16 protein-coding genes are annotated in these 25,409 nt (G+C 67.5%); 8 read left to right on the top strand and 8 right to left on the bottom strand.

The window, feature by feature from the left end:
- Positions 1-60: 60 nt before the first annotated feature.
- Genes VHR41_16250 through VHR41_16240 form a run of 3 tightly spaced genes read left to right on the top strand, consistent with a single transcriptional unit; the run spans position 61 to position 3,919 of the window.
- Positions 61-1,341 (top strand): RNA polymerase sigma factor, encoded by a 1,281-nt coding sequence (locus VHR41_16250; protein HEX3235751.1) that lies wholly within the window; start codon positions 61-63, stop codon positions 1,339-1,341.
- Complete coding sequence (locus VHR41_16245) at positions 1,338-2,828, top strand: aminotransferase class V-fold PLP-dependent enzyme (GenBank protein HEX3235750.1); 1,491 nt, start codon at positions 1,338-1,340, stop codon at positions 2,826-2,828. The genes VHR41_16250 and VHR41_16245 overlap by 4 nt, the downstream gene beginning before the upstream one ends.
- Positions 2,829-2,842: 14 nt before the next feature.
- Positions 2,843-3,919 carry a DMT family transporter gene (locus VHR41_16240; GenBank protein ID HEX3235749.1) on the top strand — a complete coding sequence of 359 codons (1,077 nt, stop codon included), beginning with the start codon at positions 2,843-2,845 and terminating at the stop codon, positions 3,917-3,919.
- Positions 3,920-4,142: 223 nt separating this feature from the next.
- Here VHR41_16240 and VHR41_16235 read toward each other — a convergent pair whose 3' ends face one another.
- The 6 genes from VHR41_16235 to VHR41_16210 all read right to left on the bottom strand — a co-directional run bounded on the left by VHR41_16235 (position 4,143) and on the right by VHR41_16210 (position 16,012).
- The gene (locus VHR41_16235; GenBank protein ID HEX3235748.1) at positions 4,143-5,345 is read right to left on the bottom strand and encodes a type II secretion system F family protein; all 1,203 of its coding nucleotides are present in this window, start codon (positions 5,343-5,345) and stop codon (positions 4,143-4,145) included.
- Between the two features lie 15 nt (positions 5,346-5,360).
- Positions 5,361-6,491, bottom strand: a complete 1,131-nt coding sequence (locus tag VHR41_16230; protein ID HEX3235747.1) for a type IV pilus twitching motility protein PilT — start codon at positions 6,489-6,491, stop codon at positions 5,361-5,363.
- Positions 6,488-8,203 (bottom strand): type IV-A pilus assembly ATPase PilB, encoded by a 1,716-nt coding sequence (gene pilB, locus VHR41_16225; GenBank protein HEX3235746.1) that lies wholly within the window; start codon positions 8,201-8,203, stop codon positions 6,488-6,490. Before pilB ends, VHR41_16230 begins: the two co-directional genes overlap by 4 nt.
- Before the next feature lie 80 nt (positions 8,204-8,283).
- A complete protein-coding gene (locus VHR41_16220; GenBank protein ID HEX3235745.1) occupies positions 8,284-8,907 on the bottom strand; it encodes a helix-hairpin-helix domain-containing protein in 624 nt (207 codons plus the stop codon).
- Positions 8,908-8,999: 92 nt separating this feature from the next.
- Entirely contained in the window at positions 9,000-9,896 is an 897-nt protein-coding gene (locus VHR41_16215) for a M28 family peptidase (protein HEX3235744.1), read from the bottom strand.
- 35 nt (positions 9,897-9,931) lie between these two features.
- The gene (locus VHR41_16210; GenBank protein ID HEX3235743.1) at positions 9,932-16,012 is read right to left on the bottom strand and encodes a hypothetical protein; all 6,081 of its coding nucleotides are present in this window, start codon (positions 16,010-16,012) and stop codon (positions 9,932-9,934) included.
- An 88-nt stretch (positions 16,013-16,100) separates the two neighbouring features.
- Between VHR41_16210 and VHR41_16205 the strand changes: the two genes are divergently transcribed.
- From VHR41_16205 to nadC, 5 genes are read left to right on the top strand one after another with little or no spacing between them, the layout of a single operon-like run.
- The gene (locus tag VHR41_16205; GenBank protein HEX3235742.1) at positions 16,101-17,663 is read left to right on the top strand and encodes an LptF/LptG family permease; all 1,563 of its coding nucleotides are present in this window, start codon (positions 16,101-16,103) and stop codon (positions 17,661-17,663) included.
- On the top strand, positions 17,660-18,745 hold the full coding sequence (locus VHR41_16200) for an LptF/LptG family permease (GenBank protein HEX3235741.1): 1,086 nt from the start codon (positions 17,660-17,662) through the stop codon (positions 18,743-18,745). The genes VHR41_16205 and VHR41_16200 overlap by 4 nt, the downstream gene beginning before the upstream one ends.
- 47 nt (positions 18,746-18,792) lie before the next feature.
- Positions 18,793-20,292 (top strand): L-aspartate oxidase, encoded by a 1,500-nt coding sequence (locus tag VHR41_16195; GenBank protein ID HEX3235740.1) that lies wholly within the window; start codon positions 18,793-18,795, stop codon positions 20,290-20,292.
- Positions 20,289-21,281: a quinolinate synthase NadA gene (gene nadA / locus VHR41_16190; GenBank protein HEX3235739.1), complete on the top strand. Its 993-nt coding sequence runs from the start codon at positions 20,289-20,291 to the stop codon at positions 21,279-21,281. The genes VHR41_16195 and nadA overlap by 4 nt, the downstream gene beginning before the upstream one ends.
- On the top strand, positions 21,278-22,147 hold the full coding sequence (gene nadC, locus VHR41_16185) for a carboxylating nicotinate-nucleotide diphosphorylase (protein HEX3235738.1): 870 nt from the start codon (positions 21,278-21,280) through the stop codon (positions 22,145-22,147). Before nadA ends, nadC begins: the two co-directional genes overlap by 4 nt.
- A 63-nt stretch (positions 22,148-22,210) precedes the next feature.
- Here nadC and VHR41_16180 read toward each other — a convergent pair whose 3' ends face one another.
- Complete coding sequence (locus VHR41_16180) at positions 22,211-23,569, bottom strand: amino acid permease (protein ID HEX3235737.1); 1,359 nt, start codon at positions 23,567-23,569, stop codon at positions 22,211-22,213.
- A 462-nt stretch (positions 23,570-24,031) separates the two neighbouring features.
- A partial coding sequence (locus VHR41_16175) for a hypothetical protein (GenBank protein ID HEX3235736.1) occupies positions 24,032-25,409 on the bottom strand: 1,378 nt, incomplete at its 5' end.

Genomic DNA, 25,409 nt, shown 5'->3' with positions numbered 1-25,409 from the left:
CCGCTCCCCCCGCGGGCCTTGGCCTTGCACCGGCGGAGCAAGATGATCTGATTGGTAGCCGTGACGGCTACCGCTACGCATCGGGCCATCGACGCGGTCTGGAGGATCGAGTCTGCCAGGCTCATCGCCGGGATCGCGCGCATCGTGGGTGACGTAGGTCTCGCCGAGGATCTGGCGCAGGACGCGCTGATGGCGGCGCTGGAGCGGTGGCCAGAGTCGGGCGTGCCGGACAATCCGGGCGCCTGGCTCATGGCCACGGCCAAGCATCGGGCGATCGACCACTTCCGCCGGGGCAAGCGACTCGAGCAGAAGCACCTAGAGCTGGGCTACGAGCTCCAAGCGACGCAGGAGAAGGCCATCCCCGATCTCGAGGCGGCGATCGACGATCAGGTCGGCGACGACCTCCTCCGCCTCATCTTCATCGCCTGCCATCCCGTGCTCTCGCGCGAGGCGCGCGTCGCGCTCACGCTTCGCCTGCTCGGCGGCCTGAGCACCGAGGAGATCGCCCGGGCCTTCCTGGCACCAGTGCCTACCGTCGCCCAGCGGATCGTCCGGGCCAAGCGCACGCTGGCCGAGGCGCGGGTCCCCTTCGAGGTGCCCCGCGACGCCGAGCTCGCCACCCGGCTGTCGTCGGTGCTGGAGGTGATCTACCTCGTCTTCAACGAGGGGTATTCCGCCACCGCCGGCGATGACTGGATGCGCCCTCAGCTCTGCGAAGAGGCGCTCCGGCTGGGGCGGATCCTGGCGGGGCTCGCGCCGGCCGAGCCGGAGGTGCACGGCTTGGTGGGACTGATGGAGATCCAGGCATCCCGCTTGGGGGCCCGGACCGGCCCGTCTGGCGAACCCATCCGGCTGCTCGATCAGGACCGTGCCCGCTGGGACCAGCTCCTCATCCGTCGCGGCCTCGGCGCGCTCCGGCGCGCCGAGGAGCTGGGCGGGGCATCGGGCCCCTACGCGCTGCAGGCTGCGATCGCGGCCTGTCATGCGCGGGCGCGAACGCCGGGCGAGACGGATTGGGCGCGTATCGTGGCGCTCTACGACGCGCTTGCCCGACTGCTGCCGTCTCCCGTGGTGGAGCTCAACCGCGCGGTGGCCGTCACCATGGCGCTCGGTCCGGCGGCGGGTCTCGAGGTGGTGGACGCGCTGGCGTCCGAGCCGTCGCTCGCGGGCTACCACCTCCTGCCCAGCGTCCGCGGCGATTTTCTCGAGCGGCTGGGCCGACGGGACGAAGCCCGCGCGGAGTTCGAGCGCGCGGCGGGGCTGACGCGCAATGCGCGGGAGCGGGAGCTGCTGCTGGAGCGGGCCAGAGCATGTGCCAGCCCGGCGGCCGAGCCGGGATGAGTCGCTCTGATCCGCCTGACGTAGCGGACACCACCGACCTGCTCGCCCGGATCCGCCGGCTCGAGCGCGCTGCCCGCCCGCTCGACCCCGGGGCCGCTCGCCGCAAGCGGCTCCGCCAGGCCGTGGTGGCGTCCTCCGAGCGATTCCTCCGGAAGATCGGGAGCCTCAAGGCGTACGAGGAGACGGAGGACAAAGGCATCGGGCTGTTGGCGTCGCCCATCGGCGAGCATGGCATGCCGGTCGACGACGTGATCGAGATGCTGGAGCACGATGTGGTCCGGCCGGGAAACAATCCGGCATCCGGCGGCCACCTGGCCTACATCCCGGGCGGCGGCCTCTACCACTCGGCGCTGGGTGACTATCTCGCCGCCATCAGCAACAAGTACGCAGGGGTCTTCTTTGCCGGACCCGGAGCGGTCCGGATGGAGAACCTGCTGGTCCGGTGGGTCGCCGACCTGGTGGGCTATCCCGGTACTGTCGGCGGGACTATCCTCTCGGGCGGCAGCATCGCCACGCTGGCGGCAATCGCTACGGCGCGGGATGCTCACGGCCTCCGCGGTGCGGACTATGCCTCCGTGGTGGTCTATCTGACGACCCAGGCCCATCACTGCATCCAGAAAGCGCTCCGCCTGGCGGGTTTGGGCGAGGCGCGGCTGCGGTATGTCGCCCTCGATGAACGGTTCCGGATGTGCCCCGACGCGCTGGAGCGCGCCATCGCCGAGGATCGGGCGCAGGGTCTTCGGCCCTGGCTGGTGATCGCGTCCGCCGGCACCACCGATACCGGGGCGGTGGATCCGCTCGAGGCGATCGGCATGATCGCGGCCCGCGAGCGGTGCTGGTACCACGTCGACGCCGCCTATGGTGGCTTCTTCCTTCTCACCGAGCATGGGCGGCGCATGCTCCGGGGAATCGAGCGGTCCGACTCGGTAGTGCTCGATCCCCACAAGAGCCTGTTCCTTCCCTATGGCGCCGGCATCCTGCTGGTGCGGGACGCCCAACAGCTGGCCGCCACCCACGACTACTCCGGCAACTACATGCAGGACGCGCTGCGGGAATCGGGCGAGATCTCGCCGGCCGACGTGTCGCCCGAGCTCACCAAGCACTTCCGGGCGCTTCGCATGTGGCTGCCGCTCATCCTGCTGGGCACCAGCCCGTTTCAGGCGGCGCTCGACGAGAAGCTGCTGCTGGCGCGGTACTTCCACCGGGAGATCGAGGCACTCGGCTTCGAGGTCGGGCCGCCACCCGACCTCTCCATCGTGACCTACCGCTTGGCGCCGGCCGGCGCGGACCTCGAGCGCGCCAACCAGATCAACCAGGCGATCGTCGACGGCGTCCGGCGGGATGGGCGCGTGTTCCTGTCGTCCACCATGCTGGACGGGCGATTCACGCTCCGGCTGGCCGTCCTGGCGTTCCGGACCCACCGGCGTACGATCGACCAGGCGATAGGGGTGCTGCGGGAACAGGTGGCGGGGATCGGAGCTTTCTGACTCGGGAGCGCCGGATGCGACTGGACAGGATCGGGTCTCAGGGCGTCGCGCTCGCACTGGCCGCGGCACTCCTCTTCGGCGCGAGTGCGCCCCTCGCGAAAGGACTCCTGCGGGATGTGAGCCCGCAGTTGCTCGCCGGGCTGCTCTATCTCGGCTCCGGCACGGGGCTCATACTTCTCTGGCTTGCCCGCCGCGGCCTGACGACGCCCCGCCCCAGCGCCACCGAGGCGCCGCTCAGCCGCGCCGATCTCCCGTGGCTCGCGGGGGCGATCCTGTCCGGCGGAGTGGCCGGCCCGCTGCTGCTCATGCTGGGGCTTGCGCGCACGCCAGCCTCGGCGGCGTCGCTGCTGCTGAACCTCGAGAGCGTGTTCACCGCTGCCCTGGCTTGGGTGGTGTTCCGCGAGCACGTGCACCCGCGCATTGTCTTCGGCATGGCAGCGATCATCGTGGGGGGCGTGCTCCTCTCTTGGGAAGGCAGGCTCGCGTGGGGCGGCCTCACGGGCCCCCTCGCGATCGCCGGCGCCTGTCTCGCGTGGGCGGTGGACAACAACCTCACGCAGAAGGTCTCTGCCAGCGATCCGGTCCAGATCACGATGCTCAAGGGCCTCGTGGCAGGCGCGACAAACACCATCATCGCGCTCGGGCTCGGCGCGCGGTGGCCGTCGGGGTCCGTGCCGGCCGCCGCTGCCGTGGTGGGATTCTTCGGCTACGGGGTGAGCCTCATACTCTATGTTCGCGCCCTGCGGGAGCTCGGCACGGCCCGGACCGGCGCCTACTTCTCGCTGGCCCCGTTCATCGGCGCGGGTCTCGGCATCCTCCTCTGGCACGAGTCTGTCACGCTCACCTTCGTCGCGGCCGCTGGGCTTATGGGCATCGGCCTGTGGCTCCATCTCACCGAGCGCCACGCCCATCGGCACACGCACGAGGCGCTGGAGCACGCCCATCCGCACGTCCATGACGTGCACCACCAACACGTTCACAGCCCGGACGACCCAGCTGGCGAGCCGCACACGCACCGGCACCGGCATGAGCCGTTGACCCACCGCCACCCCCACTATCCCGACATCCACCACCGGCACTCTCACTCGTGAGGCCGGTGCTGTTGTAGTGACGACTCATCGCCGATCGATCTGTGGTGAACAGCGCGAAAACACAGCGGGTGCCCCAAGAGCCGGGCACCCGCTTCCTGTTGTCGCACACCTCTTACCCCAGGGCTTGATCGCCTAATCGCGAGGCTGGGCGTTTGTCACGTGCGCCCTGGGCAGTTTCCGCGTGCGCATCCGGGCAGATTGTCGTGCGCCTGCCGGCTCGGCCCTACTGCACCGCGTTCATCATATCGAAGATCGGCAGGTACATCGCCACCACCATGCCGCCCACGATGACGCCGAGGACCACGATCATCACCGGCTCCATCAGGGAGAGCAGCGCGCTCACCGCCACATCAACCTCTTCGTCGTAGAAGTCGGCGATCTTGGAGAGCATCTCGTCCAGGCCGCCGGTCTGCTCGCCCACCGCGATCATCGAGATGACCATCGGGGGGAACACCGCCGAGCGCTCCAGCGGGGCGGCGATGGTCTCACCGCCGGCGATCGATTGACGCGAGGCCATCACGGCGTTGTGGACGACCTGGTTGCCCGACGTCTTGGCCGTAATCTCCAGCCCTTCCAGGATGGAGACGCCCGAGCTGACCAAGGTGCCCAGGGTCCGGGTGAAACGTGAGACCGCCGACTTCCGGATCACATCGCCCAGCACCGGCGCCTTGAGCATCATGGTGTCAATCTGCAGCCGGCCCGCGTCGGTGGCGTAGTAGCGCTTGATCCCGAAAAACGCCCCGCCGATGCCGAGCCCGATGGCCCACCAGTAGTGGATCAGGAAGCCCGACATCGCGATGACGACGCGGGTGGGCAGCGGCAGATCCATGCCGGCCGACGCGAACATGCTCTGGAACGTCGGAATCACGAAGATCAGCAGCACCGCGATGGCGACCCCCGCGACGCAGATGATGACGCCCGGGTACACCATGGCGCCCTTCACCTTGCGGACCAGCGCGTCGTTCTTTTCCAGGAAGGTGGCCAGCCGGAGGAGAATGGTATCCAGGATACCGCCGGCCTCGCCCGCGGCGACCATGTTGACGTACAGGTCGGTGAACGCCTTGGGGTGCTTGGAGAATGCATCCGCCAGGGTATTGCCCGATTCGACATCATAGACCACGGCGCGAGTCACCGCCGCGAGGGTCTTGTTCTCGGTCTGCGCGGCCAGGATGCCCAGCGATTGCACCAGCGGCAAGCCCGCGTTGATCATCGTGGCGAACTGCCGGGTGAAGATCACGATGTCCCGCGTCTTCACCCGCGGCTGGCCGAGGCTGAGCTTGATCGCCTTGGGGGTTTCCCGCACGCTTACCAGGATCATGCGGTTCTTGCGCAGATAGGCGCCGACCTCGTCCTTGGAGGGCACGTCGAGCTGGCCCTTCTGGATCTGGCCGGTCTGGTTGCGCGCGGTATACTCGAACATCGGCATCGCTGAAGTCTCCGATTAGCGGCGAGCGGCCGCGGAGCGCTGCCCCCGCTCGGCCGAAACGATCTCCTGCTCCTCCATCGGGGTGACGCCGATCATCCGGAGGAATTCCTTGGGCTCGTGCGATACCCGCTCGCACTCCTCCTGGCTCACTTCACGGTTGGTGTAGAGCTGGAAGAGCGAATCGTTCATCGTCTGCATGCCGTGCTTCTTGCCGGACTGCATGGCGGAGTAGATCTGGTGGATTTTGTCGTCGCGGATGAGCGCGCGGATGGCAGGCGTGGCGATCATGATCTCCGCCGCCATGGCCCGGCCCCGGCCGCGTGCCTTGGGCAACAGCGTCTGGGTGACGACCCCCTCCAGGACGAAGGCGAGCTGCGCCCGCACCTGCGACTGCTGGTTGGAGGGGAACACGTCGATGATGCGGTTGATCGACTCGGCCGCCGAGTTGGTGTGCAGGGTAGCGAGGGCGAGGTGACCCGTCTCGGCGATGGTGAGCGCCGCGGCGATGGTCTCCAGGTCTCGCATCTCACCCACCAGGATGACGTCGGGATCTTCCCGCAGCGCGTACTTGAGCGCGGTGTGGAAGTTCTTGGTATCGGTGCCGATCTCGCGCTGGTTGACGATGCACCCTTGATGGCGGTGGATGAACTCGATCGGATCTTCCACCGTGATGATGTGACCCTTCCGCTCCTTGTTGATCTTGTCGATGATCGCCGCCAACGTGGTGCTCTTGCCGGAGCCGGTCGGGCCCGTCACCAGGACCAGGCCGCGCGGCCGTTCGGCCAGCTTGGCGATGGCCGGCGGCAGCCCCAGCTCCTGAAAGGTTCGCACATTGAAGGGAATCATGCGGATTACCATGGACACGCAGCCCCGCTGCTTGAAGCAGTTGCCGCGGAACCGAGCTAAGTTCTGAATTCCGAAGGAGAAATCGAGCTCGTCCTCGGTCTCGAACCGCTTCTTCTGATTCTCGGTCAGGACCGAGTAGGCCAGCTGGAGGGTATCCTTCGGCGTCAGGATCTCGGCCATCGAGCTATCGGCTATGTCGCCGTCGATACGTAATTTAGGCCTCTCGCCGGTGGTGATGTGCAGGTCGGAGGCCTCTTTCTCGATCATCTCTTCCAGCAGTGCTCGCAGATTGAAGCTCATCCGGCTGTCTCCTTGACCACTTCTTCGAGGGTGGTGACACCGCGCTCGATCTTCTTGAGGCCGTCCATTCTGAGGGTGAGCATCCCGTCGAGCACCGCCTGGTCTTGCAACTCCGCAACCGAGGCGCCCCGCAGGATCAAGCGGCGCAGGTCAGGGCTCAGGGCCATGACCTCGTAGAGGCCCGCCCGGCCCTTGTACCCGGTGCCGCTGCAGGTCTCGCAACCTGTTCCCTTCATGAACGGTAGGGCTCGCACTCTCTCAAGATCTGTGCCCAGGGAGGCCAATTCTTCTTCGCTGTAGCTTGCCGAGGCCTTGCAGCCCTTGCAGATACGCCGCACCAAACGCTGTGCCACCACCAGGTTTACAGCACTGGCCACGTTGAACGCCTCGATCCCCATGTCGATCATGCGGGTGATGGTGCTCGCGGCGTCGTTGGTGTGCAGCGTCGAGAGCACCAGGTGTCCGGTGAGCGCGGCTTTGATGGCAATACCGCCGGTCTCCAGGTCCCGGATCTCGCCGATCATGATGATGTTGGGGTCCTGCCGGAGAAACGCCTTGAGTGCTGCCGCGAAGGTCAGTCCGATCTCGGTGCGGACCAGCACCTGATTGATGCCCATCAGGTTGTATTCGACCGGGTCTTCCGCCGTCATGATGTTCACTTCGGGGGTGTTGACCCGGGAGAGGGCGGAGTAGAGCGTGGTGGTCTTTCCCGATCCGGTTGGGCCGGTAACCAGCACCATGCCGTAGGGATTCAGGATGGCCCGCATCAGGTCCTTCTCCGCCTTCACCTCGAACCCGAACTTGGTGAGGTCCAGGGTCAGGTTGCCCTTGTCGAGAATGCGGAGGACGATCTTCTCGCCGAAGAGCACCGGCAGCGTGCTCACCCGGAAGTCGATGACCCGGTTGCCCATCTTGAGCTTGAGGCGGCCATCCTGAGGCACGCGCCGCTCGGCGATATTGAGCTGTGACAGGATCTTGATGCGGGAGGTGAGGGCCGCCTTCATCTTGAGGGGCGGCCGCATGATCTCCAGCAGCACGCCATCCACCCGGTAGCGCACCCGGATCTCGTGCTCGAACGGCTCGATGTGGATGTCGCTCGCGCCCCGCTTGACCGCGTCGATCAGCATCCCGTTGATCAGCTTGACCACCGGCGCGTCCTCCATCTGCGCCTGGGTGGCGGCCTCCTCTTCCTGCTCCTCGACGATCTCGACGTCCTCGCCCGTTGCCTCCATGTCCTTGAGGATGGTCTGCAGTTCCTGGTCGTTCGACTGCTGATAATACTTCTCGATCAGGTTGCGGAGGGTGTATTCGCCGGCGATGACGGGGAAAAGGTCGAAGCGAGTGATGAACTTGAGGTCTTCCAACAGGCCCAGGTCGCTCGGATCGGCCATGGCGACGGTGAGGGTGCGGCCCTCCCGCTTGAGCGGAAGCACCACGCCCTTGGTGGCCATGTCGCTGGGGACCATCTTCAGGATCTTGGGATCGACTTCGAAGCGCGAGAGATCCACCGCCGGCATCCGGAACTGCCGGGCGAGGATCTTGGTGATCTCCAGCTCCGGCACCAGCCCGAGCTTGACCAGGACGTAGCCCAGGCGTTGCTTGGTGGTCTTCTGCTCAGCCAGGGCCTGCGCCAGCTGCTCACGCGAGAGCAGCCCTTCCCGAAGCAGGACCTCTCCGAGCCGGTCGCCACCACCGGCCGCTGCGGTCGCCATGGTTCGATGGACTCTGGATGGATTGATGGTTAGGACGGGGCTAGGCCGGAAGCTAGGCAGGGGGCAGAGAGTGTCAAGGATCACTGCACCTTCACCCGGCCCTGCAGCCTGGCCAGCGCGGCAGGCCCGATTCCGGGTACGCCGCCCAGCTCTTCGACCGATCCGAATCGCCCGTGAATTTCCCGGTACCGGACGATCGCAGCAGCACGAGCCGGGCCAACTCCGGGGAGACCCTCCAGCTCGGCGGGTCCGCCGGCGTTGAGGTCGACCATCTGCGCCTGCCCCGGCTCGGCCCCGACCGGTGCCGCAGCCGGTGTGCCGGAGAAGCCCAGATGGGGCCCGATGGCCTGCAGCAGGCCGGGGCCGACGCCCCGCACCCGGTCGAGCCCCTGGGCGCTTCCGAACGGCCCGTGTGCCTCCCGGTCGGCCACGATGGTCTTGGCCAGCCCGAGCCCCACTCGGGGCAGGCGGGCGAGCTCCGCCGCGGTGGCGCGGTCGGCATCGATCCGCTCGTCGGGACCGAGGGGGCGGGCGAGGGCGAGAATACTGTCGCGATGGGCGGCGGGGGACCGCGGAGGCAGGACGGAGAGCAGCTGCACTTCACCGGGCGCCTGGCCCGGACGGCTCATCAGCCAGCGCACGCCCTGCCCCACCAGCGCGAGGGCGAGCAGCAGCACCAGGGCACGACGCTCGGTGGACGACATGCCCAATCCTAGGGTGCGCCCCAGACGCCGGGTACGCCATTTCCCGCGGGACGAACCCGAATCGATGCGGCTCACTTAGGTCAGCGCAGGTTCTACTCTTCGCGCCGGACCAGCGCTACGGCCACGTCTCCCACCACCTGGAGGCTCGCGGCGCTCACCTTGTCGATGGTGTCGCCGATGGTGTGCCAGGGGGGATAGTCGAAGTCCACCACGTCGATCGCGCGGATGCCGACCTTCTGCAGCTCGAGGTGATCGTCGATCAGGTTGTGCTTGGGAGCGTCGATGAAGACCTTGGAGTAGCCCAGATCGCGGGCCGTGCTCCAGACCAGCTCGACCACCTCGGGCGCGCCCACCATCGAGTTGGCCTCGGGATAGATCTGCAGATCCTTGTCCGCGACCAGATCGAACAGCACCGCGTAGAGCGGCGGCGGGCCGGGCACCTGGTGAGCCGCGTAATAGCGTGACCCCATCAGCACGTCGTCCGGCGCCTTGGTGAAGTCGCCGAAGTCTTCCCCGTCGTCGAACAGCAGATCCACACCGATGCTGCTGGGGCGCCGCTTGAGCACATCAGCCACCCCGAGGAGCAGTGCCACGCCCGACCCGCCGTCATTGGCGCCAGGCACCGGACGGGTCGAATCGGGGGACAAGGGGCTGTCGGCGGTCGGACGGCTGTCCCAGTGCGCCAGGAACAGGATCCGCTTCTCCGCCGACGGGTTGAACCGGGCCACCAGGTTGGTGAGGGCCAGGGTATCGCCTTTGGCGGTCACGTGGGTCCACTGCTGGGTCACCAGGGTGTCGGCCCGCAGGCGGAGCAGGCTGTCCATCCAGGCGAGCATCCGCGCGTGTGCGGGCGTCCCCGGAATCCGCGGGCCGAACGCCACCTGGCGCTCGATGTATTGGAACGCCACGTTCCCCTCGAACTCCCGGGCCGGCCGGGCCTCATGGCAGGCGGCGAGAAGCAGCGGGACGAAGAGGGCGAATCGGCGCATGAAGGCCTTGGGCTGTGGGAAGCGCGGGGCCGTCCTCACCGATAGTCGCCCGCGAACAAGGAGAGCTGGAAGGACGCGATGATGGAGATCTGCGACGTCCGCCGGCTCAGATGACGCGCGTCGTTGATGGAGTAGCCCAACTGCAGCCCGCCGCTCAACGTCTGCAGGAAGTCGGTATCGAAGCCGGCGCGAGCCTCCTGGTGCAGCACGTCGGAGATGAGGGTACACTCCGTCGCCGTGGCGCCCCGCTGGAGGCAGCTCTTGGAGCTGCTGTTGAGCAACGTCAGCGAGCTGCGCACCTGCTTACGCGCGCGGCTGAGCGCGCGCGGCAGCCGGATGGCGTAATTGACGGAGCCGGTGAAATCGTTCTGATCCAGCTGGGTCTCGTTGCCGTTCGAGGCGTTGCTCTGATCCAGAACCGTCGCGCCGACGGTCAAGGAGATCCCGTTTCGGAGGCTCAGCTGGACATCCGGGGTAATGGATGACGAGGTGATGGAGGTGAGCGCCGGTGGCCCGCCGAGGTTCGCCTGGGTCGAGCTGCCGTCACGGTGGCGGAAGGTGGTCCCCAGCGCCACCTGAACCAGGGGGCCGCCTCGGAAGGTCCGGGTCCAGCGGACGTTGCCGACCGGCCACTCCTCCTGGATCGTCTCGGTCTCGATAAACCCCTGGCTCACCCGCTGAAACCTCGTGGTCCGGGTGAGTGCGTGGGACAGGGTGACGCTGAACCCGAGCGGCAGGTCGGCCCCTCCCGCGATCGTGGCGGTCCGCCCGTCCGACGCTCCGATGGCACTCGCCCCCTCCTGGGTGAGGTACGACTCGAGGCCGCCCAGCGCGAGCTGGTAATGTACCCCGGCATCGAACGCGGCGAGGTCAAAGGTCGACGTGCGGGTGAGCCGGGTGCTCAGGTCGACCGGCCGCACCCGCGCGAGCGCCTTGCCGAGCACACTGCTGTCGCCCACCAGCTGGCGAATTTCCCGGGCCAGGTCCACGGCCGCGCCGAGCTCGCTGGTGCGGGTGTTGTTGAGCGTCTGGGGGAGGATGAACGAGCCGCTGTCGCCGTCGGCCCGGACCGGGTCGCGACTGGAGAGCGTTCGAGAGAGCAGGAAGTTGCTGGTGCTCAGAAGCCGGGGACGGAGCCACGAGGCCAGCGTGGGCGTGAGCGCGAAGGTCGTGGCCAGGGTACGATCGCGCTCCACACCGGCAGGCACGCCGAGGAAGAACTTGCGCTTGGCGTACGCCAGCCGCCCGAGTGGGCTCGAGTCGGGGTAAACCCGGAGGTCGCGGGTGCTGGTCAGGTCACCGCTCAGGTTCAGCATGCCGAGCGGCTGCCAGGTAAGCCCGGCCGAGTTGCGCCAGAGGTGGGCCAAATTGAGCGTCGGCTGGAGCAGGTCGTCGTCGCTCCGCTCGATCGGCACTCGGAACCCGGTGGAGTTGGTCTCGTTGCGATTCAGTCCGCTGGTCAACCGGATGCGGGAAGGCACCAGGCTCACGTCCGCCCGGCTGAGCGCCTTCCCGGTCTCGCTCTCGCGCAGCCACCGAGGAAGGCCCTTGACCAGCCCGCCGAACGGCAGGCGGAACCCGCGCCGCCGCATCTGCAGGAGATAGTTCGCGCTGAGCGCCAGCGCGGTGGCGTCGACTTCGGACAGCTCGGTCTGGGTCCGCCCCTGGGTCAGGTTACCGGTAAACGACAGCGGATCCGCCAACGCCTTGGTGAGCCACTTGGAGCCCGGCACACTCCGCCGGATGGAGAGTGAGTAGGTCGCGCTCCACGATTCCGGTCGCCGGAGTCCCACCAGCGAGGCGCCCCGCAAGTCGGTCCCGCTCAGCAGCTCGGGATCGACCGTGGTGCGGGCATAGGTCATCGTGAGTGGCACCGCCAGCCCCAGCCCGGCCGGCAGGAACCGATCCAGGCGCAGGTCCCCTCCGGCCTGCAGCACGTTGCTGGCGAGGTAAGATGGGTTCTCGTTGATCTGGCGGAACTGCCCGTTCTGCCGGGTGTAGGCGACCGAGAGATTGCCCACGTCCGAGGCCGTGAGCCGCGCGTCGACCGACGCCGCGGTGCCGGTCTTGGAGACCGGATCGCTCAGGCGGATGTCATCCACCCAGAGCTCGGCCTCCGGTATCGAGATCGTCGCGGCCACACGGTAGATACCGGCGGAGATCTCCTGCACGGCCGCCAGATTGGGAGGGTTGACCCCGGGGTCCCGGAGATGCACCAGGTACCCTCCTTCGCAAGCGACATAGGCATCGGGCTCGCTGGTGCCGCACTCGGCGGCGCCCGACGGAGGCTCCCCCCGGAGCCATCGGTTTTCTACCTCTGCCCGAAGCCGGCGCCAGGTTTCGAGATCGATGATGGCCTCTGGCGTCCAGCTGTCCGACCGCGCGGGTGTTCGGAAGAGGTAGAAGTTGTCGTTGTCACTCCCGAGCTTGATGAACGCCTGCAGGTCGCCCTCTTGCCACCCTGGTCCGCGTCCCCGGAACCAGACGCGCAACGTCTCATAGGTGAGCAGGTTCTGCGGCCCGGCGGGGAAGCGCAGGTAGGCCTCGGCCCGCTCCCCCGACCCGAGCAGGCGACCGATGATCCGCAGCGACTTCTCGTTGATCTGGGTGCCCTGGCTCTGGCGGTCACCGCCACGGTTGGCCACCTGGTCGGTCACGCCGGGTGGCGATTCGTAGCCCAGGTCGGTGCGGTTCTCGGTCGATATGGTCGCGCTGCTCACCTCGCCATGGGGCAGACCGACGGCCCCGGTGAGCCCGAAGATCGGGGTCTCCGCCCTCCGCGACCAGGGCGAGCCGACGAACCGCAGTCGTGCGATCGCCAGACGGGACACGATGTCGGCGGAGCCATTGTCCGGCGGCGTGGCCAGGGTGAGACGAAGCTGCTGGACCAGCCGGAGCGACGGCGTATTCAGGGTGTAGTCCGGCCGGCGGATCGGAATCCGGTAAAGCTTCCACTGCGAGGTGCGGCCGAGGGAATCGACCGAGGTGACTCCGTTCCGCACGAAGAAGCTGTCGGCGGCCAGATCGACCACGTAACGGAAGACGTTCTCGTTCGGTCCATTGGCGTCGAGCTCACCGTCTCCGTCGAGGTCCTCGGTGTCCAGCAGGCCGTTTCCAGCGGTACAGCGGCTGCTGAGGTCGCCCCACGGGAAGACGTTGACGGTCTCGCCCAGGATCTGGTGGCAGAGCGGAAACGACTCGATGGGACCTTCGCCCAGCTCCAGGAGCGAGTCGGGACGGTCACCGAGGATGCCGATATCGTCCACCACGGCGTTGAAGATCCCGATCTCGCTGCGCTCCGTGTCCAGCCTGCCCTGGCCGACGTACTGCCGGCCGGTGAACACGGTGTCCGTCCCGGCGGGCTGCAGGGTGACGGGCGCGATCGCCACCGCGTCCTCGCTCACCGTGCCCAGGTCGACCAGCAACCGGAGACCGGCGGCATTGGCGGGTTGTCCGGCGGGCTGGAAGACCCAGAACTCGAGGAACTCGTCCCGGGTGAGGTCGAGGCCGGTGGGGCTGAGGGAGGTGACCATCGACCTCCAGCGGGGCTGGAAATCCCGTCGAGGCTGGGTCCAGCGGGAGTGGTTGTTATGCTGGACGATCCCGCCGGCCGTATCGGCGTGCAGCGTGAGGTACATGATCGTCTCCGGCTCCTCGCCGCGGCCGGCGAGCCGGATCAGCGTATCGATGTCCTGCGGATGCAGCTCGAGCGCCCTGCCGTCGCTCGCGGGGACCAGGTTCTGCCAGGTCAACGCGACCGCGTCATCCAGGTTGAATCCGCCGCTGAACCCGATGTCCTCTAGCCCGGCGGCTTGCTGGGGCCGGCTGCCGAACTCCCAGGCCGACTCCCGCAGCGGAACCACCAGCCCCGCGTCCGACTCGAACTCCTCCAGGAACGCCTCCCCGGAGCGGTTCGGGTCCGGCTTGGTGAATGCGAACTCGGCGTTGACGTCCAGCAGCGAGGGCGCGACGGCCGGCTTGGACGTCAGATGGCTCAAGAACCGGCTGATCGACGACGACTTGAAATGGAGCTGAGTGTTGACCCCGCCGATGAGGTTGGCGCTCGCCTCGAACCCCAGCGCCGGCCGGTTGAAGGCGCTCTGCTCCCGCTGATAGAGGCCGATCAGGTTGACCGCCCCCACATCTCCCAGGGAGTAGCGGGTGGAGAGCCCCAGGATGGTGGTCGGTGCAACCGCGAACAGCCCGCGCTCCTCGAATCGTGCGGTGACCTGCGCCGAGCCTTGCCCGAATAGGGCGTCGGGATTGAGGAACGTCACCTGGCCGAGATCGTAGGAGATGTTGTAGTCGACCCCGCGCTCCAGACGGCGCCCGCCCACGAAGAGCTGTTCGCTGCCCTCCCGCAGCTGCAGCGCGTTCAAACTGAGGGTGGAGCGATCGCCTCCGCCGGTGGCGTCGTACTCCAGGCTGATGGCGAACTTTGCGGTGGGCCCCTGGCTGAGCAGGTCGACCAGCCGGGCGAGGTAGAGCGAGTCCGAGACCTCCGCCGGGGTGAGCTTGGACGGGTCGGCGAACGGCTTCAGGGTGGGAAAGACGATGTACGATTCCTGGATGACCTGCGCGGCCTGAGGATCCCGGCTGCGGGGCCAGAGGCGATTCTCCCGATCGAACAGCGTGGGGTCGCTGGGTGTGGCCAGCCCGAGAAGCTGAAGGTAGGTCTGCACCGATCCGGAGAGCGGCCGCTCGCTCTGGTTGAGGGTGATCCCCACCTTGAGCGAGGTCGGATCCAGGTCCGATCCTGCCACCCGGTAGATCTGCCGCATCTCATAGCGAAAGGTGGGCAAGTCCGAGCTCTGCTGCGGCTGCACGATGAGCTCGAGCGTATCTTTGGCCTGCCGGACCCCGCCGACGGTCACGGTCCCCTGATCCGATTGGGGGAAGGTGCCGATGGTGGTCTGCGCGGCTGTCCGGTAGCTCACCGCGAGAAAGTCCTTCTGGTCCAGCTTGGTGGCGAGCGCGATCCAGAGCCCAGACGGGTCCAGGTAGTAGTCGGTGCCCTGGATCAGGAGCTGCCACTGCACCGGTCCCAGCTCCCTGGGATCGTCGCTGCGGCGAGCCAGGGCCGTGATTCCACCGAGATTGGGATTGACCCCGTTCTTGCTGTCGGGGGGACGGTAGCGGTAGACCCGTACCTCGGCCGGCCGGATGGTCGGCGACAGCGTGGTGGGGTCAAGCGAGAGAATGTCCACCGCCGGATTGCCGGGAATGCTGTTGGGGTCGACCACCCAGAAGAATCGTCCGCTTTCGAAGTCCAGGTCCCGTACCTGGCGGGCCTGGCTCTGGCTGGTGGTCTGGCCCACGGTGTAGGTCCGTTCGGCGACGACGCTCCCCTTCTGGGTGGCCGCCAGCGTCTGGAGCTGGATCGGCCCGACCTCGAACGTCGCATTGACCCCGAAATTGTTGCTCGGCACCGCCGCGGTGATGAAGCGCGAGGGCGGCGGCTGGAAGACCACGGTGCCGACGTCGATCCGGCGGATGATCTCGTCCGAGAGGCCTTCATAGTAAATCTGGACGTTCTGGTTGCCGGAATAGTCCCGTTCCGTGTCGAAGTCCACGTTGACGTGGATCCGGCGTCCCAGAATACCGGAGGAACGGATGTTGACCTGGTTGTCCAGGCTGGGCGCTTTGAAGTTGCCGCGACATCCGGAGTCGGGATCGAGCAGCAGGATCGGGGTACAGTGCTCCTCCCGTACCCGGTCGGTCCGGACCTCCAGTCTGGCTTGGCCATCCAGGGCCAGGTCGGCATACTTCGTCGGGAGGCCGAGCACGTTCTTGTGGGGCGTCTCGCCTTCGGCCACCTGCTCAGGCTCTTCAATGGGCGTGCGGTAAATGGTGAGGAGGCGGAGCCCGAGCACCCGCTGGGCCTGCACGCTGTCCACGGTCGCCGTCAGGCTGCTGTCGAACTCGGCACGGCGCGCGGCGGGCGTACGCCGCGGCGCGCCCAGCCAGGTGAACCGGAGTGCCGCCGGCTGCTGGAGGACGAGAGGCGCTTCGGCAAATCTGAGGCGGACCCCGAACCCGGTGGTGTCCGCCTGCGCTGAGAGGAGCCGGGGCAGCGCGAACAGGCAGCAGCCCAGGGCAACCAGGAAGCGTGGCACTCTAGAGGATCACGGCGAGGCTTGAGGAAAGTAGATGGGCCCAATATAATGGCCAGAACAACCCCTTACAACCAGACGAGTTAGCCCGTTGCGCCTGCTCAGTCGCTATCTGCTACGCCAGCTCGCCGCGCCCTTTCTCTTCGGGCTCACGGCGCTGACCAGCCTCATGCTGCTGAGTCAGATCGCCAAGAAGTTCGGCTCGCTGGTCGGCAAGGGACTCCCCTGGTCGGTGATCGGGGAAGTCTTTCTGCTGAGCGTCCCGTTCATCGTGGCGATGACCCTGCCGATGGCCGTGCTGGTGGCCGTCCTCTACGCCTTCAGCCACCTGGCCGCCGACAACGAGATCACCGCCATGCGGGCCAGCGGCATCGGGGTCTACCAGATCCTGGGCCCGGTGCTGGTGTGGGGGGCGATGATGTCGGCGCTCAATTTCGTCTTCGTGGACCAGGTGCTGCCCCGAAGCAACGCCCGGCTCCGGAACCTCCTGATCGACATCGGCCGGAAGAAGCCTACCTTCGAGCTCCGGGAGCAGGTCATCAACGAGGTGCCCCCCTCACAGTACTTCCTCCGGGCCGGCCGAATCGACGCGGCCACCGGACGGCTCAAGGACATCACCATCTACGACGTAGGCGGCGAGGCCAGCCGGCGGGTGATCTACGCCGATAGCGGGCTCATGGCCTACGCGGAAGGCCAGACCGATCTGAGTCTTCGGCTCTACGACGGGGCGATCCACCAGTACCGCCCCAGCGACCCCCTCACGTTCCAGCTCACCTACTATCACATCAACGATATCCGGGTGAAGAATGTCTTCGATGAGCTGCAGCGGAATACCAGCGACGCGGTGCGGGGGGACCGCGAGATGAGCACCTGCGAGATGATCTCGGTAATCGACGAGGCACGGGACGAGGAGGCTCAGGCCATCCGGGACCGCTCCAGCTTTCTGCTGGGAGACCTGCGCACCCTGCTCGCGCTGCCGCCGGTTCCGTTGCAACCGGCTCCGCCCGCCGGCCAGCGGGCTCCGGCCTATTGCCAGTGGATCGAATCGGTTGAGCGGACGCTGCTTCCCAAGACGGCGGAAGCCCAGACTCCTGCACAGACGGTACGGCCCAAGGCACTGCCCCAGGCTCCCCGGCCGCCGGGCGCACGGCCGCAAGCTCCCCGGCCGCCAGGCGCCCCGCCGGTCAAATTGCCGGGGCCGCGCGAGCGCCTCCAGCTCTCCAACTGGTCCCAGGTCGCGACCGCCGTCGACCGGATCCAGGACTCCGACCGCCGGGCCGACCGGTACCTGGTCGAGGTGCACAAGAAGTGGGCGATCAGCCTCGCCTGCGTCTCCTTCGTCATCGTCGGCATCGTGATGGCGCTTCGGTTCCCCCGCGGCGGCATCGGCCTGGTCATCGGTGGCGGCCTGCTGGTCTTCTCGGTGCACTACGTGGGACTCACCGCCGGGGAAAGTCTGGCGGACCGGGGGTTCGTCTCGCCCTGGCTGGCCATGTGGCTGCCCGATATCGTGCTGACGGTGCTCGGCCTCATCGGTCTGATCCGGGTGAACCGCGAGTCCGGATCCACTCGCGGCGGCGATTTCCAGGAAGTGTTCGATGCCATACGCCACCTCTTCCGGCGGCGGACGGCGGCCAAGGGGAGCGCGGCGTGACCGGATTGGGCACCCTGGATCGCTACGTGCTGGCAAGCTGGGTCCGCATCTTCGTGCTCACCGCCCTGGGCTTCCCGCTGGTGTCGATCGTGATCAACCTGACCGACACCCTCAACAAGCTGTTGGACCGCGGGCTCACCATGCGGGAGATCGTGATCAGCTACATCTACTCGATCCCCGAGAACGCCTTCATCGTCATGCCGGCGGCGGTGCTCTTCGCCACGGTTTTCACGGTCGGGGCGATGGGACGGCACTCGGAGCTCACGGCCGCGAAGGCGGGCGGGAAGAGCTTTCACCGTCTGATGCTGCCGATCTTCATCGCCTCGGCATTGGCCACCGGGCTCGCGTTCGTGGTGGGGGAGGTCTCTCCCGGCGCCACCGCGCGCCAGGCGGTGATTCAGAAGTCCAAGCCGGCCCGGAGCACCAGCTCGCGCTACAACTTCGTCTACCGGGGTGACGCGGGCTGGGTCTACACCGTCCGTTCCCTGGACCTCAACAGCCGGCAGCTCAAGCAGGTGCTCTTCGAGCGCCAGGGCAGCGGCGCGAACTACCCGGGACTGATCATCACGGCCGACAGCGCCAGCTACGACCGCGCCCACCGGACCTGGCGCATCAAGAGTGGCGCGAGCCGGGTGATCGCCGGACCCAGCCGGCAGGCGATGTTCTCCTTCCGCTCGATGAGGCTTCGGGCGCTCACCCAGTCGCCGGCCGACCTGCTGGCCGAGCCCAAGGCGCCGGACGAGATGCGCTATGCGGAGCTGGGACGCTACATCGACGCGCTCAAGCGCTCGGGCAACGATGCCAACAAGCTGATCGTGGAGCAGGCGCTCAAGGTCGCCCTACCCGCCACCTGCTTCATCATCGCCCTGTTCGGGGCCCCGCTGGCAGTCACCTCGCCGAGGGCAGGCGCGGCGGTCGGGGTGGCGATCAGTCTCGGCACCACGGTGGTCTTTCTCCTGCTCACCCAGATCATGAAGGCAGTCGGCGCCAGCGGCGTCATCGACCCGACGGTGGCCGCCTGGTTGCCCAATGCCGTCTTCCTGCTCACCGCCCTGATCCTCCTCTCCCGGGTGCAGACCTAGTCCTTTCAGCGGCATCGCGGCCCTCGTTGCCCGCTATATTTAGGGCCATGACTCCCCCCCGCCCCGTGATCGTGGGAACCGGCATCGCTGGCCTCTGGACCGCGTGGCGGCTTGCATCGGAGGGGCGGCCCGCCGTGGTCGTCACCAAGGAGACGCTGGCCGACAGCGCCAGTGCCTGGGCTCAGGGCGGCATCGCCGTCGCGCTCGGTCCGGGAGACAGCCCCAGCCAGCACGCTGCCGACACCTTGGCCGCCAGCGATGGCCTGGCCGACCCCGAAGCTGTCAGAATTCTCACAAGTGAAGGCCCAGACAGGATTTACGAGCTTCTGGCACTGGGCGCCAGGTTCGATCGCGGTGCCGATGGCCGGCTCCGTTTCGGGCTGGAGGCGGCGCACACCCGCCCCCGGATCATTCATGCCGGTGGCGACCGCACGGGCGCGGCCCTGATCGGCTGCCTGGCCCAAGTGGTCCGGCATCACCCTCTGATCGAGCTGTTGGAGCATACCGAGGTGACCGCCCTGCTGACCCACTCGGGTCGGGTAACCGGCGTGATGGCCCTCCCCCAGGGGGGCGCCAGCTACCCCATTCCGGCCCCGGCGGTAGTGCTCGCCACCGGCGGAGTCGGACAGCTGTACGCGGTGACCACCAATCCCAGGGTGGCCACAGCCGACGGCTGGGCCCTGGCGTATCAGGCTGGCGCACCGCTCCGCGACCTCGAGTTTCTCCAGTTTCACCCCACCGCCCTCAAGCTGCCTGGCGTCAACCCGGCCCCGCTGATCTCGGAGGCCGTGCGCGGCGCTGGAGCGGTGCTTCTGGGTCAGGGCGGCCGGCGATTCGCGCTGGAAGCCGACCCACGGGGAGAGCTGGCACCCCGGGATGTGCTCGCGCGCGCCGTGGCAGCCGCCGACGCCGCGGGTGGCGCCTGGCTTGACGCCCGGAGCGTGAACGACTTCCCGACCCGATTCCCCGGCATCACCGCGATGTTGGCGCGCTTCGAGCTCAACCCTGGCCAGGACCTGCTGCCCGTGGCGCCCGCGCTGCATTACGCGATGGGCGGCATCCAGACGGACCTGGAGGGCCGCTCCGGACTGGAAGGGCTCTGGGCCGCGGGAGAGGTCGCGTCGACCGGCGTGCATGGAGCCAACCGCCTGGCCTCGAACTCACTGCTGGAGGGGCTCGTCTTCGCCGACCGGGCCGGACGGGCGCTCTCTGCGGCGCTCCAGTCCGAACTGCCGACTCCGCTTCCGCTCGAGGTGGGCGGTGAGCCGGACACCGGTGCGGACGCCAGGTGCGAGGAGATCCGCGCTCGGATGCGCGTGCTCATGACCGCCGATGTGGGCGTACAACGCTCCGAGGCGTCGCTGCTCCACGCCGAGCAGGAGTTGGAGCGCTTGCTGGGGCAGACGCCGCCCGGCGCCTGGCGGACCCGGAACCAGCTGCTCGTCGCGCGACTCATCACCCAGGCCGCTCGGCGCCGGCGGGAAAGCCGGGGGGGGCATCGCCGCCTGGACTATCCGCCGGCCACGCTCAAGCGGGAGGCCGTGTGACCGCGCTTCCCGTCATCGAGCAGCTGGAGCAGAGCCCGGCGGAGATCGCGACCCTGCAGGCCGAGATTCGCGAGCTGGCCCGGCGGAGGAACGCCGTGGTGCTGGCCCACAATTACCAGCGCCCGGAAGTCCAGGATGTCGCCGATTTCGTGGGCGACTCGCTCGGCCTCTCCCGCCAGGCGGCTCGGACCGAGGCGGAGGTGATCATCTTCGCGGGCGTCCATTTCATGGCGGAGACGGCGGCGATCCTCTCTCCCCAGAAACGCGTCCTGCTGCCCGACCTCCGCGCCGGGTGCTCGCTGGCCGCTACGGTGACGGCAGAGGACGTGCGTCGGTGGAAGGCGCAGTTTCCGGGGTACATCGCCGTGGGATACGTCAACACCACGGCGGAAGTGAAGGCCGAGCTGGACTACTGCTGCACCAGCGGCAACGTGCTCGACGTGATCGACGCGATCCCGGAGGATAAAGGGATTCTCTTTCTACCCGATTTCTTCCTCGGTGCGCACGTCCGCCGGATGCGTCCCCACCGCCGGGTCGAGGTCTGGATGGGCGAGTGTCACGTGCACAAGGGGATCCGGGCGGAGACGCTGAATGCCGCGAGGAGCCGCTACCCAGACGCCGAGGTGCTGGTACACCCGGAGTGCGGCTGCGCCGGGCAGTTGATCTACGAGATGGGGCATGGGGATGTGAAGGCCGAAGGGCTGCACATCGCGTCCACCGAGGGGATGATCCGCGCGGTGACGGAGCGTCCGGTGCCGCGCTTCATCGTGGCCACCGAGACCGGGATTATCCACCGGATGGAGCAGATGGCGCCGGAAAAGGAGTTCATCCCGGCCGATCCCGAGGCGCAGTGCGCCTTCATGAAGACGATCACCCTCCCCGGAGTGCGGGACTCGCTCGTGCTCGACCGCTATCACATTACCGTCCCTCCCGACATCGCGGACCGCGCTCGCGGAGCCATCGACCGGATGGTTGCGCTGGGCAGGTGAGCTCCGAGGCGGAGCGCATCGCCGCCGTCGCGCTCGCCGAGGATGGCGAGTCGGACATCACCACCGCCCTCACCGTTCCCACCGGACTCGCCGCCCAAGGCGCCATCGAGTACCGTAGCGGTGGCGTCCTCGCCGGGGCGGCGTACGCCGACGCCGTGGGCCAGGCATGCGAGTGCCGGATCGTGTGGCGAGCGCCCGATGGGCGCCAGATTCCGCCGGGAACGACGGTCGGGACCCTCCAGGGCAGCCTCGGCCAGATTCTCCGGGCGGAGCGGCCGCTGCTCAACCTGCTTCAGCGCGCCTGCGGCATTGCCACGCTCACACGAGCCTACGTCGACGCGGTCGCCGGCACCTCGGCCCAGATCCTCCACACCAGAAAGACCGCGCCCGGGCTCCGCGCGCTGGATATCGCCGGGGTGCTCGCCGGTGGCGGCCATCGCCACCGCGGCGATCTGAGCCACGAGGTCATGGTCAAGGACAACCACTGGAAAGCATTGACGAGGGGCGAGGAGGAGGGGAGCCTGTCAAAGGCGCTCGAGCGCGCCCGCGAGACAGGCATTTCCGCGCTCTACGTGGAGGTCGAATCAATCGAGCAGGTGCGGGAAGCGTGCGCGGCCGGCGCGACCCGGCTACTGGTCGACAACCAGCCGGCGGATACGGTCCGGGAATGGGCGGCGCTGGCACGATCGCTGAGGCCGGGGATCGAGATCGAGGCCACCGGGGGGATCACCTTGGAGAACGTGCGCCGGTACGCGGAGTCGGGCGCGGACTTCATCTCGATTGGAGCGCTGACCCACAGCGTGCGGGCGGCGGATCTGGGGATGGAAGTAGGGTGGGGCAAGGTGGGGCAAGGTGGGGCAAGGTGAGGGAAGGGGCGAGCCGATCCGCTCAGCTGCTCACGACCCTGCCCCACCCTGCCCCACCCTGCCTCACCCTGCCTCACCCTCCACCACCGCCGCAGGAAACCACGCCCTCCGGGCGTAATAGACCGGGATCCCCGTCGCAATGATGCCGAAAGTGATCCCAGTGTTCACCGGGTCGGTCCACAGCGCGTTGACCACCATGCCCACCGACGCGACCAGGAAGAGGAGCGGCACCACCGGGTAGCCCCAGGTCCGGTACGGCCTGGGGAGATCCGGACGAGTTCGCCGAAGGACGAACACGGCCGCCACGGCAAGCGCGTAGAACGGCCAGATCCCCAGGATGAACTTGTCGGCCAGCTGCTGGAAGTTGTTGAACAGGACGTACACGACCCCGAGCGTGGCCGCCAGCCAGATGGCTACCGACGGGCTTTGGAATCGGGGCGAGACCCGGGCGATGATCCGAAAGAAGAGATTCCGGTCAGCCATGGCGAAGAAGATCCGCGGCCCGGTCATCATCGAGCCGTTGAGCGCGCCGAAACAGGAGATCATCACCATGCCGGAGGTCACCGCGCCCCCGATCCCCGCGAACAGCGGAATCCGGTCGGCCACCGTGGCGGCGATGAGCGGCGCGCCCGCCATCTCGGGCAGAGGCACGGCATAGATGTAGCCGACATTCAGCAGCAGGTAGACGATCACGATCCCCACGGTTCCCATGATCAGCGCCCGCGGAAGGGTCCGGCCGGGATCCTTTACTTCCCCGCCCATGAAGGACAGATCCGCCCATCCGTCGTATGTCCACATGATCGAGATGAGAGCTGTGGTGAGCAGCGAGAGCTGGACGCCGGAGCCCCAGGCCGGGGTGAAGTGGGACGCGCCGCCGGTCCGGGCGGTGAACGCCAGGAGGGCCAGCGCCGCCAGGGCGCCGTACTTGGCGACCGTGGTGAAGTTCATCACCACCGCCGCGCTGGTAACTCCTACGTAGTTGAGGGTCGCCACGAACACGATCGCCGCGGCGGCTACGTAGCGGACCTGCTCCGGCGTCAGGTGAATGAAATATCCCAGATACTCCGCCAGGATCGTGGCGATCGCCCCCAGCGCCGAGGCTCGGATGACCGTCAGCTCCGACCAGCCGAACAGGAAGGCCGGGAGCGGGCCGAATCCTTCCAGGAGGTAGGCAAACACGCCTCCCGAACGGGGCAGGGCCGCCGCCAGCTCCGCGTAGGTCAAGGCCCCGAAGAGGGCGATGATCCCTCCGACCACCCACGCGAGCAGTACCGGCCCCGGCTCATGGAGCCGGTCGGCAACAGCGGCGGGGACCCGGAAGATTCCGCTGCCGATGGTGGACCCGACCAGCACCGAGACTGCGCTCCAGAGCCCCAGGTGCCGAGGCAGCCGTTCTCCCCATGCGTCGCGCTGTGATGGCATGAGCTAAATATATCCTTCTCATGTGGGGGGTTACGGGGGGATACTGGAGGCGCGCTGTAGAGGGAAAAGTGTAGCGCGGAGTAGTCGGGTGTAGTCCCGGTTAGTCCACAGTTACAGGACAATTACGGTACAACCCGATACCCCCCCCGAAATCGAAGAGGCCCCGGCCCTGGAATAGGCCGGGTCATGAGGGCGCGAGCTTGTGCAGCTGGCAAATGCGGGTGGGGACCCCCCGTTCCAAAAATAAAAATTCTGGCGTGAGGGAAATGTCATCCCCACCCGGCTTGTGGCTGGCTGGACGCGCTGGTTCGTGCGAGCAGCGCGGCCCGGGCGCTGGTGGTAGACCGCGGTCATGTCGCCACTGCCGAGCTCGCGCTCCAGCACGTAGGCGAGAAGGCGGGGAGGCAGCGCGAGGACTCGTGTAGCGAAGAGCTCCTTGGGGCGATCTCGAGCATGCCCTCACTATCGCGTCAGCACCTCTGCCGTCCAGATGTCGCTCTCGCGCTTCTCGAGCGGGAAATAGAACCGGTTGCCACTCACCGCGAATCTCCCTCTCCCGAAATCGGTCGCCGGATCATTGAACCGCACTAGGAGGCGCGGCGCCCCGCCGGTCAGGGCCACGGCCCACAGGCCCGCTTGGCCTCCTGCGTCGTGAGCCACGTAGTACACGAGCCGGCTGTCCGGCGACCAGGCAAGGTTCTCAGGTACTGGCTCAAGGAGATCCTGGACGTCCACCAGCTTGCGCGGCTCACCGCCGGCCGGGGAAATGATGTCCAGTGACTGTACCCCAGTGTAGGCGATGAACCGGCCATCCGGCGACCAGCGAACCGACCCCCGGGGAAGACCCACGTCGCGAGTCAGTCGCCGGGGCGCTCCCCAGGTCCTACCCTTCCGCGAGACGACGTAGAATTCATATTTACCGGCCTGGTTCGATTCGAACACCAACTGCTGCCCGTCCGGTGACCAATGCGCACCCCGCTCCTGGGCGGGCGTAGCGACGACCGGCTCGGCCGGACCCCCAGCGGCAGAGATGATGAAGATGTCGCGGGTGCCATGCCGGAAGGAGTGGAAGGCGATTTCCTTCCCGTCCGGCGACCAAGCGGGTGAGAAGTCGTCCTGCGGGTCCGTGGTCAGCTGCTCGGGCTCCCCACCCGCCAGCGGCACCTTGTAAATGTCCTGGTTCCCGCTCCGGTCCGAGTCGAACGCCAGCCACCGGCCGTCACGGGAGACGTCGAGACCCTCGATGATCTGCTTGCCCGTGGTGACAGCAGCAGCCTGTGAGACGGAGACCGCATCGCCCTGCGGGACCGGCAGCGACCAGACATTGGCGGTCTCGGTGAAGACCGAGTAGGCGAGCCGCTTCCCATCGGCCGAGAGGCTGATCGTGTGGACGTTTAGGCCGGTCGTGAGGCGCGTCGGCGGCCCCGCAGGCTGGCCGGAACTGCGGAGCGTCACGCGGTAGATGTCCCGTCCCCCATCCCGATCGGAGACGAACAGCAGTTGTCGCCCTCCTGGAAGCCAGACGGCGCTCACGTTGAGTGACTTGTTGTCGGTGACCGGAATCGGCTGCCCGCCGGCGGCCGACACCAGCCAGATCGCGCTCGGGGCGAGATTGCCGAAGATGGAAGTGCTGAAGACAAATTCCGGGTTCCCGGACACGTAGGCGATCCATGCCCCGTCGGGAGACCATGCAGGAGAGTGCATCTCAAAGCCGGTTGCAACCGGTCGTAATGTCCCTCCCTCCAATGCTCTGGTGTACAGGGTGTCCCGATGCCGGTACGCAATGCGCCGGCCATCCGGAGACCAGGCAAAGTCGGTGGCGGGACTCGCTCCATCGGCT

It is taken from the genome of Gemmatimonadales bacterium, assembly GCA_036265815.1.
Taxonomy (GTDB): domain Bacteria; phylum Gemmatimonadota; class Gemmatimonadetes; order Gemmatimonadales; family GWC2-71-9; genus CAVVWJ01.
This window is presented reverse-complemented; position numbering and strand designations above follow the sequence as displayed.

What these genes read in the sequence shown, in the direction of transcription:
- VHR41_16245 (HEX3235750.1), top strand. Translation starts at nt 1,338, where the DNA reads ATGAGTCGCTCTGATCCGCCTGACGTAGCGGACACCACCGACCTGCTC.
- VHR41_16240 (HEX3235749.1), top strand. Translation starts at nt 2,843, where the DNA reads ATGCGACTGGACAGGATCGGGTCTCAGGGCGTCGCGCTCGCACTGGCC.
- VHR41_16235 (HEX3235748.1), bottom strand. Translation starts at nt 5,345, where the DNA reads ATGCCGATGTTCGAGTATACCGCGCGCAACCAGACCGGCCAGATCCAG.
- VHR41_16230 (HEX3235747.1), bottom strand. Translation starts at nt 6,491, where the DNA reads ATGAGCTTCAATCTGCGAGCACTGCTGGAAGAGATGATCGAGAAAGAG.
- pilB (HEX3235746.1), bottom strand. Translation starts at nt 8,203, where the DNA reads ATGGCGACCGCAGCGGCCGGTGGTGGCGACCGGCTCGGAGAGGTCCTG.
- VHR41_16220 (HEX3235745.1), bottom strand. Translation starts at nt 8,907, where the DNA reads ATGTCGTCCACCGAGCGTCGTGCCCTGGTGCTGCTGCTCGCCCTCGCG.
- VHR41_16215 (HEX3235744.1), bottom strand. Translation starts at nt 9,896, where the DNA reads ATGCGCCGATTCGCCCTCTTCGTCCCGCTGCTTCTCGCCGCCTGCCAT.
- VHR41_16195 (HEX3235740.1), top strand. Translation starts at nt 18,793, where the DNA reads ATGACTCCCCCCCGCCCCGTGATCGTGGGAACCGGCATCGCTGGCCTC.
- VHR41_16180 (HEX3235737.1), bottom strand. Translation starts at nt 23,569, where the DNA reads ATGCCATCACAGCGCGACGCATGGGGAGAACGGCTGCCTCGGCACCTG.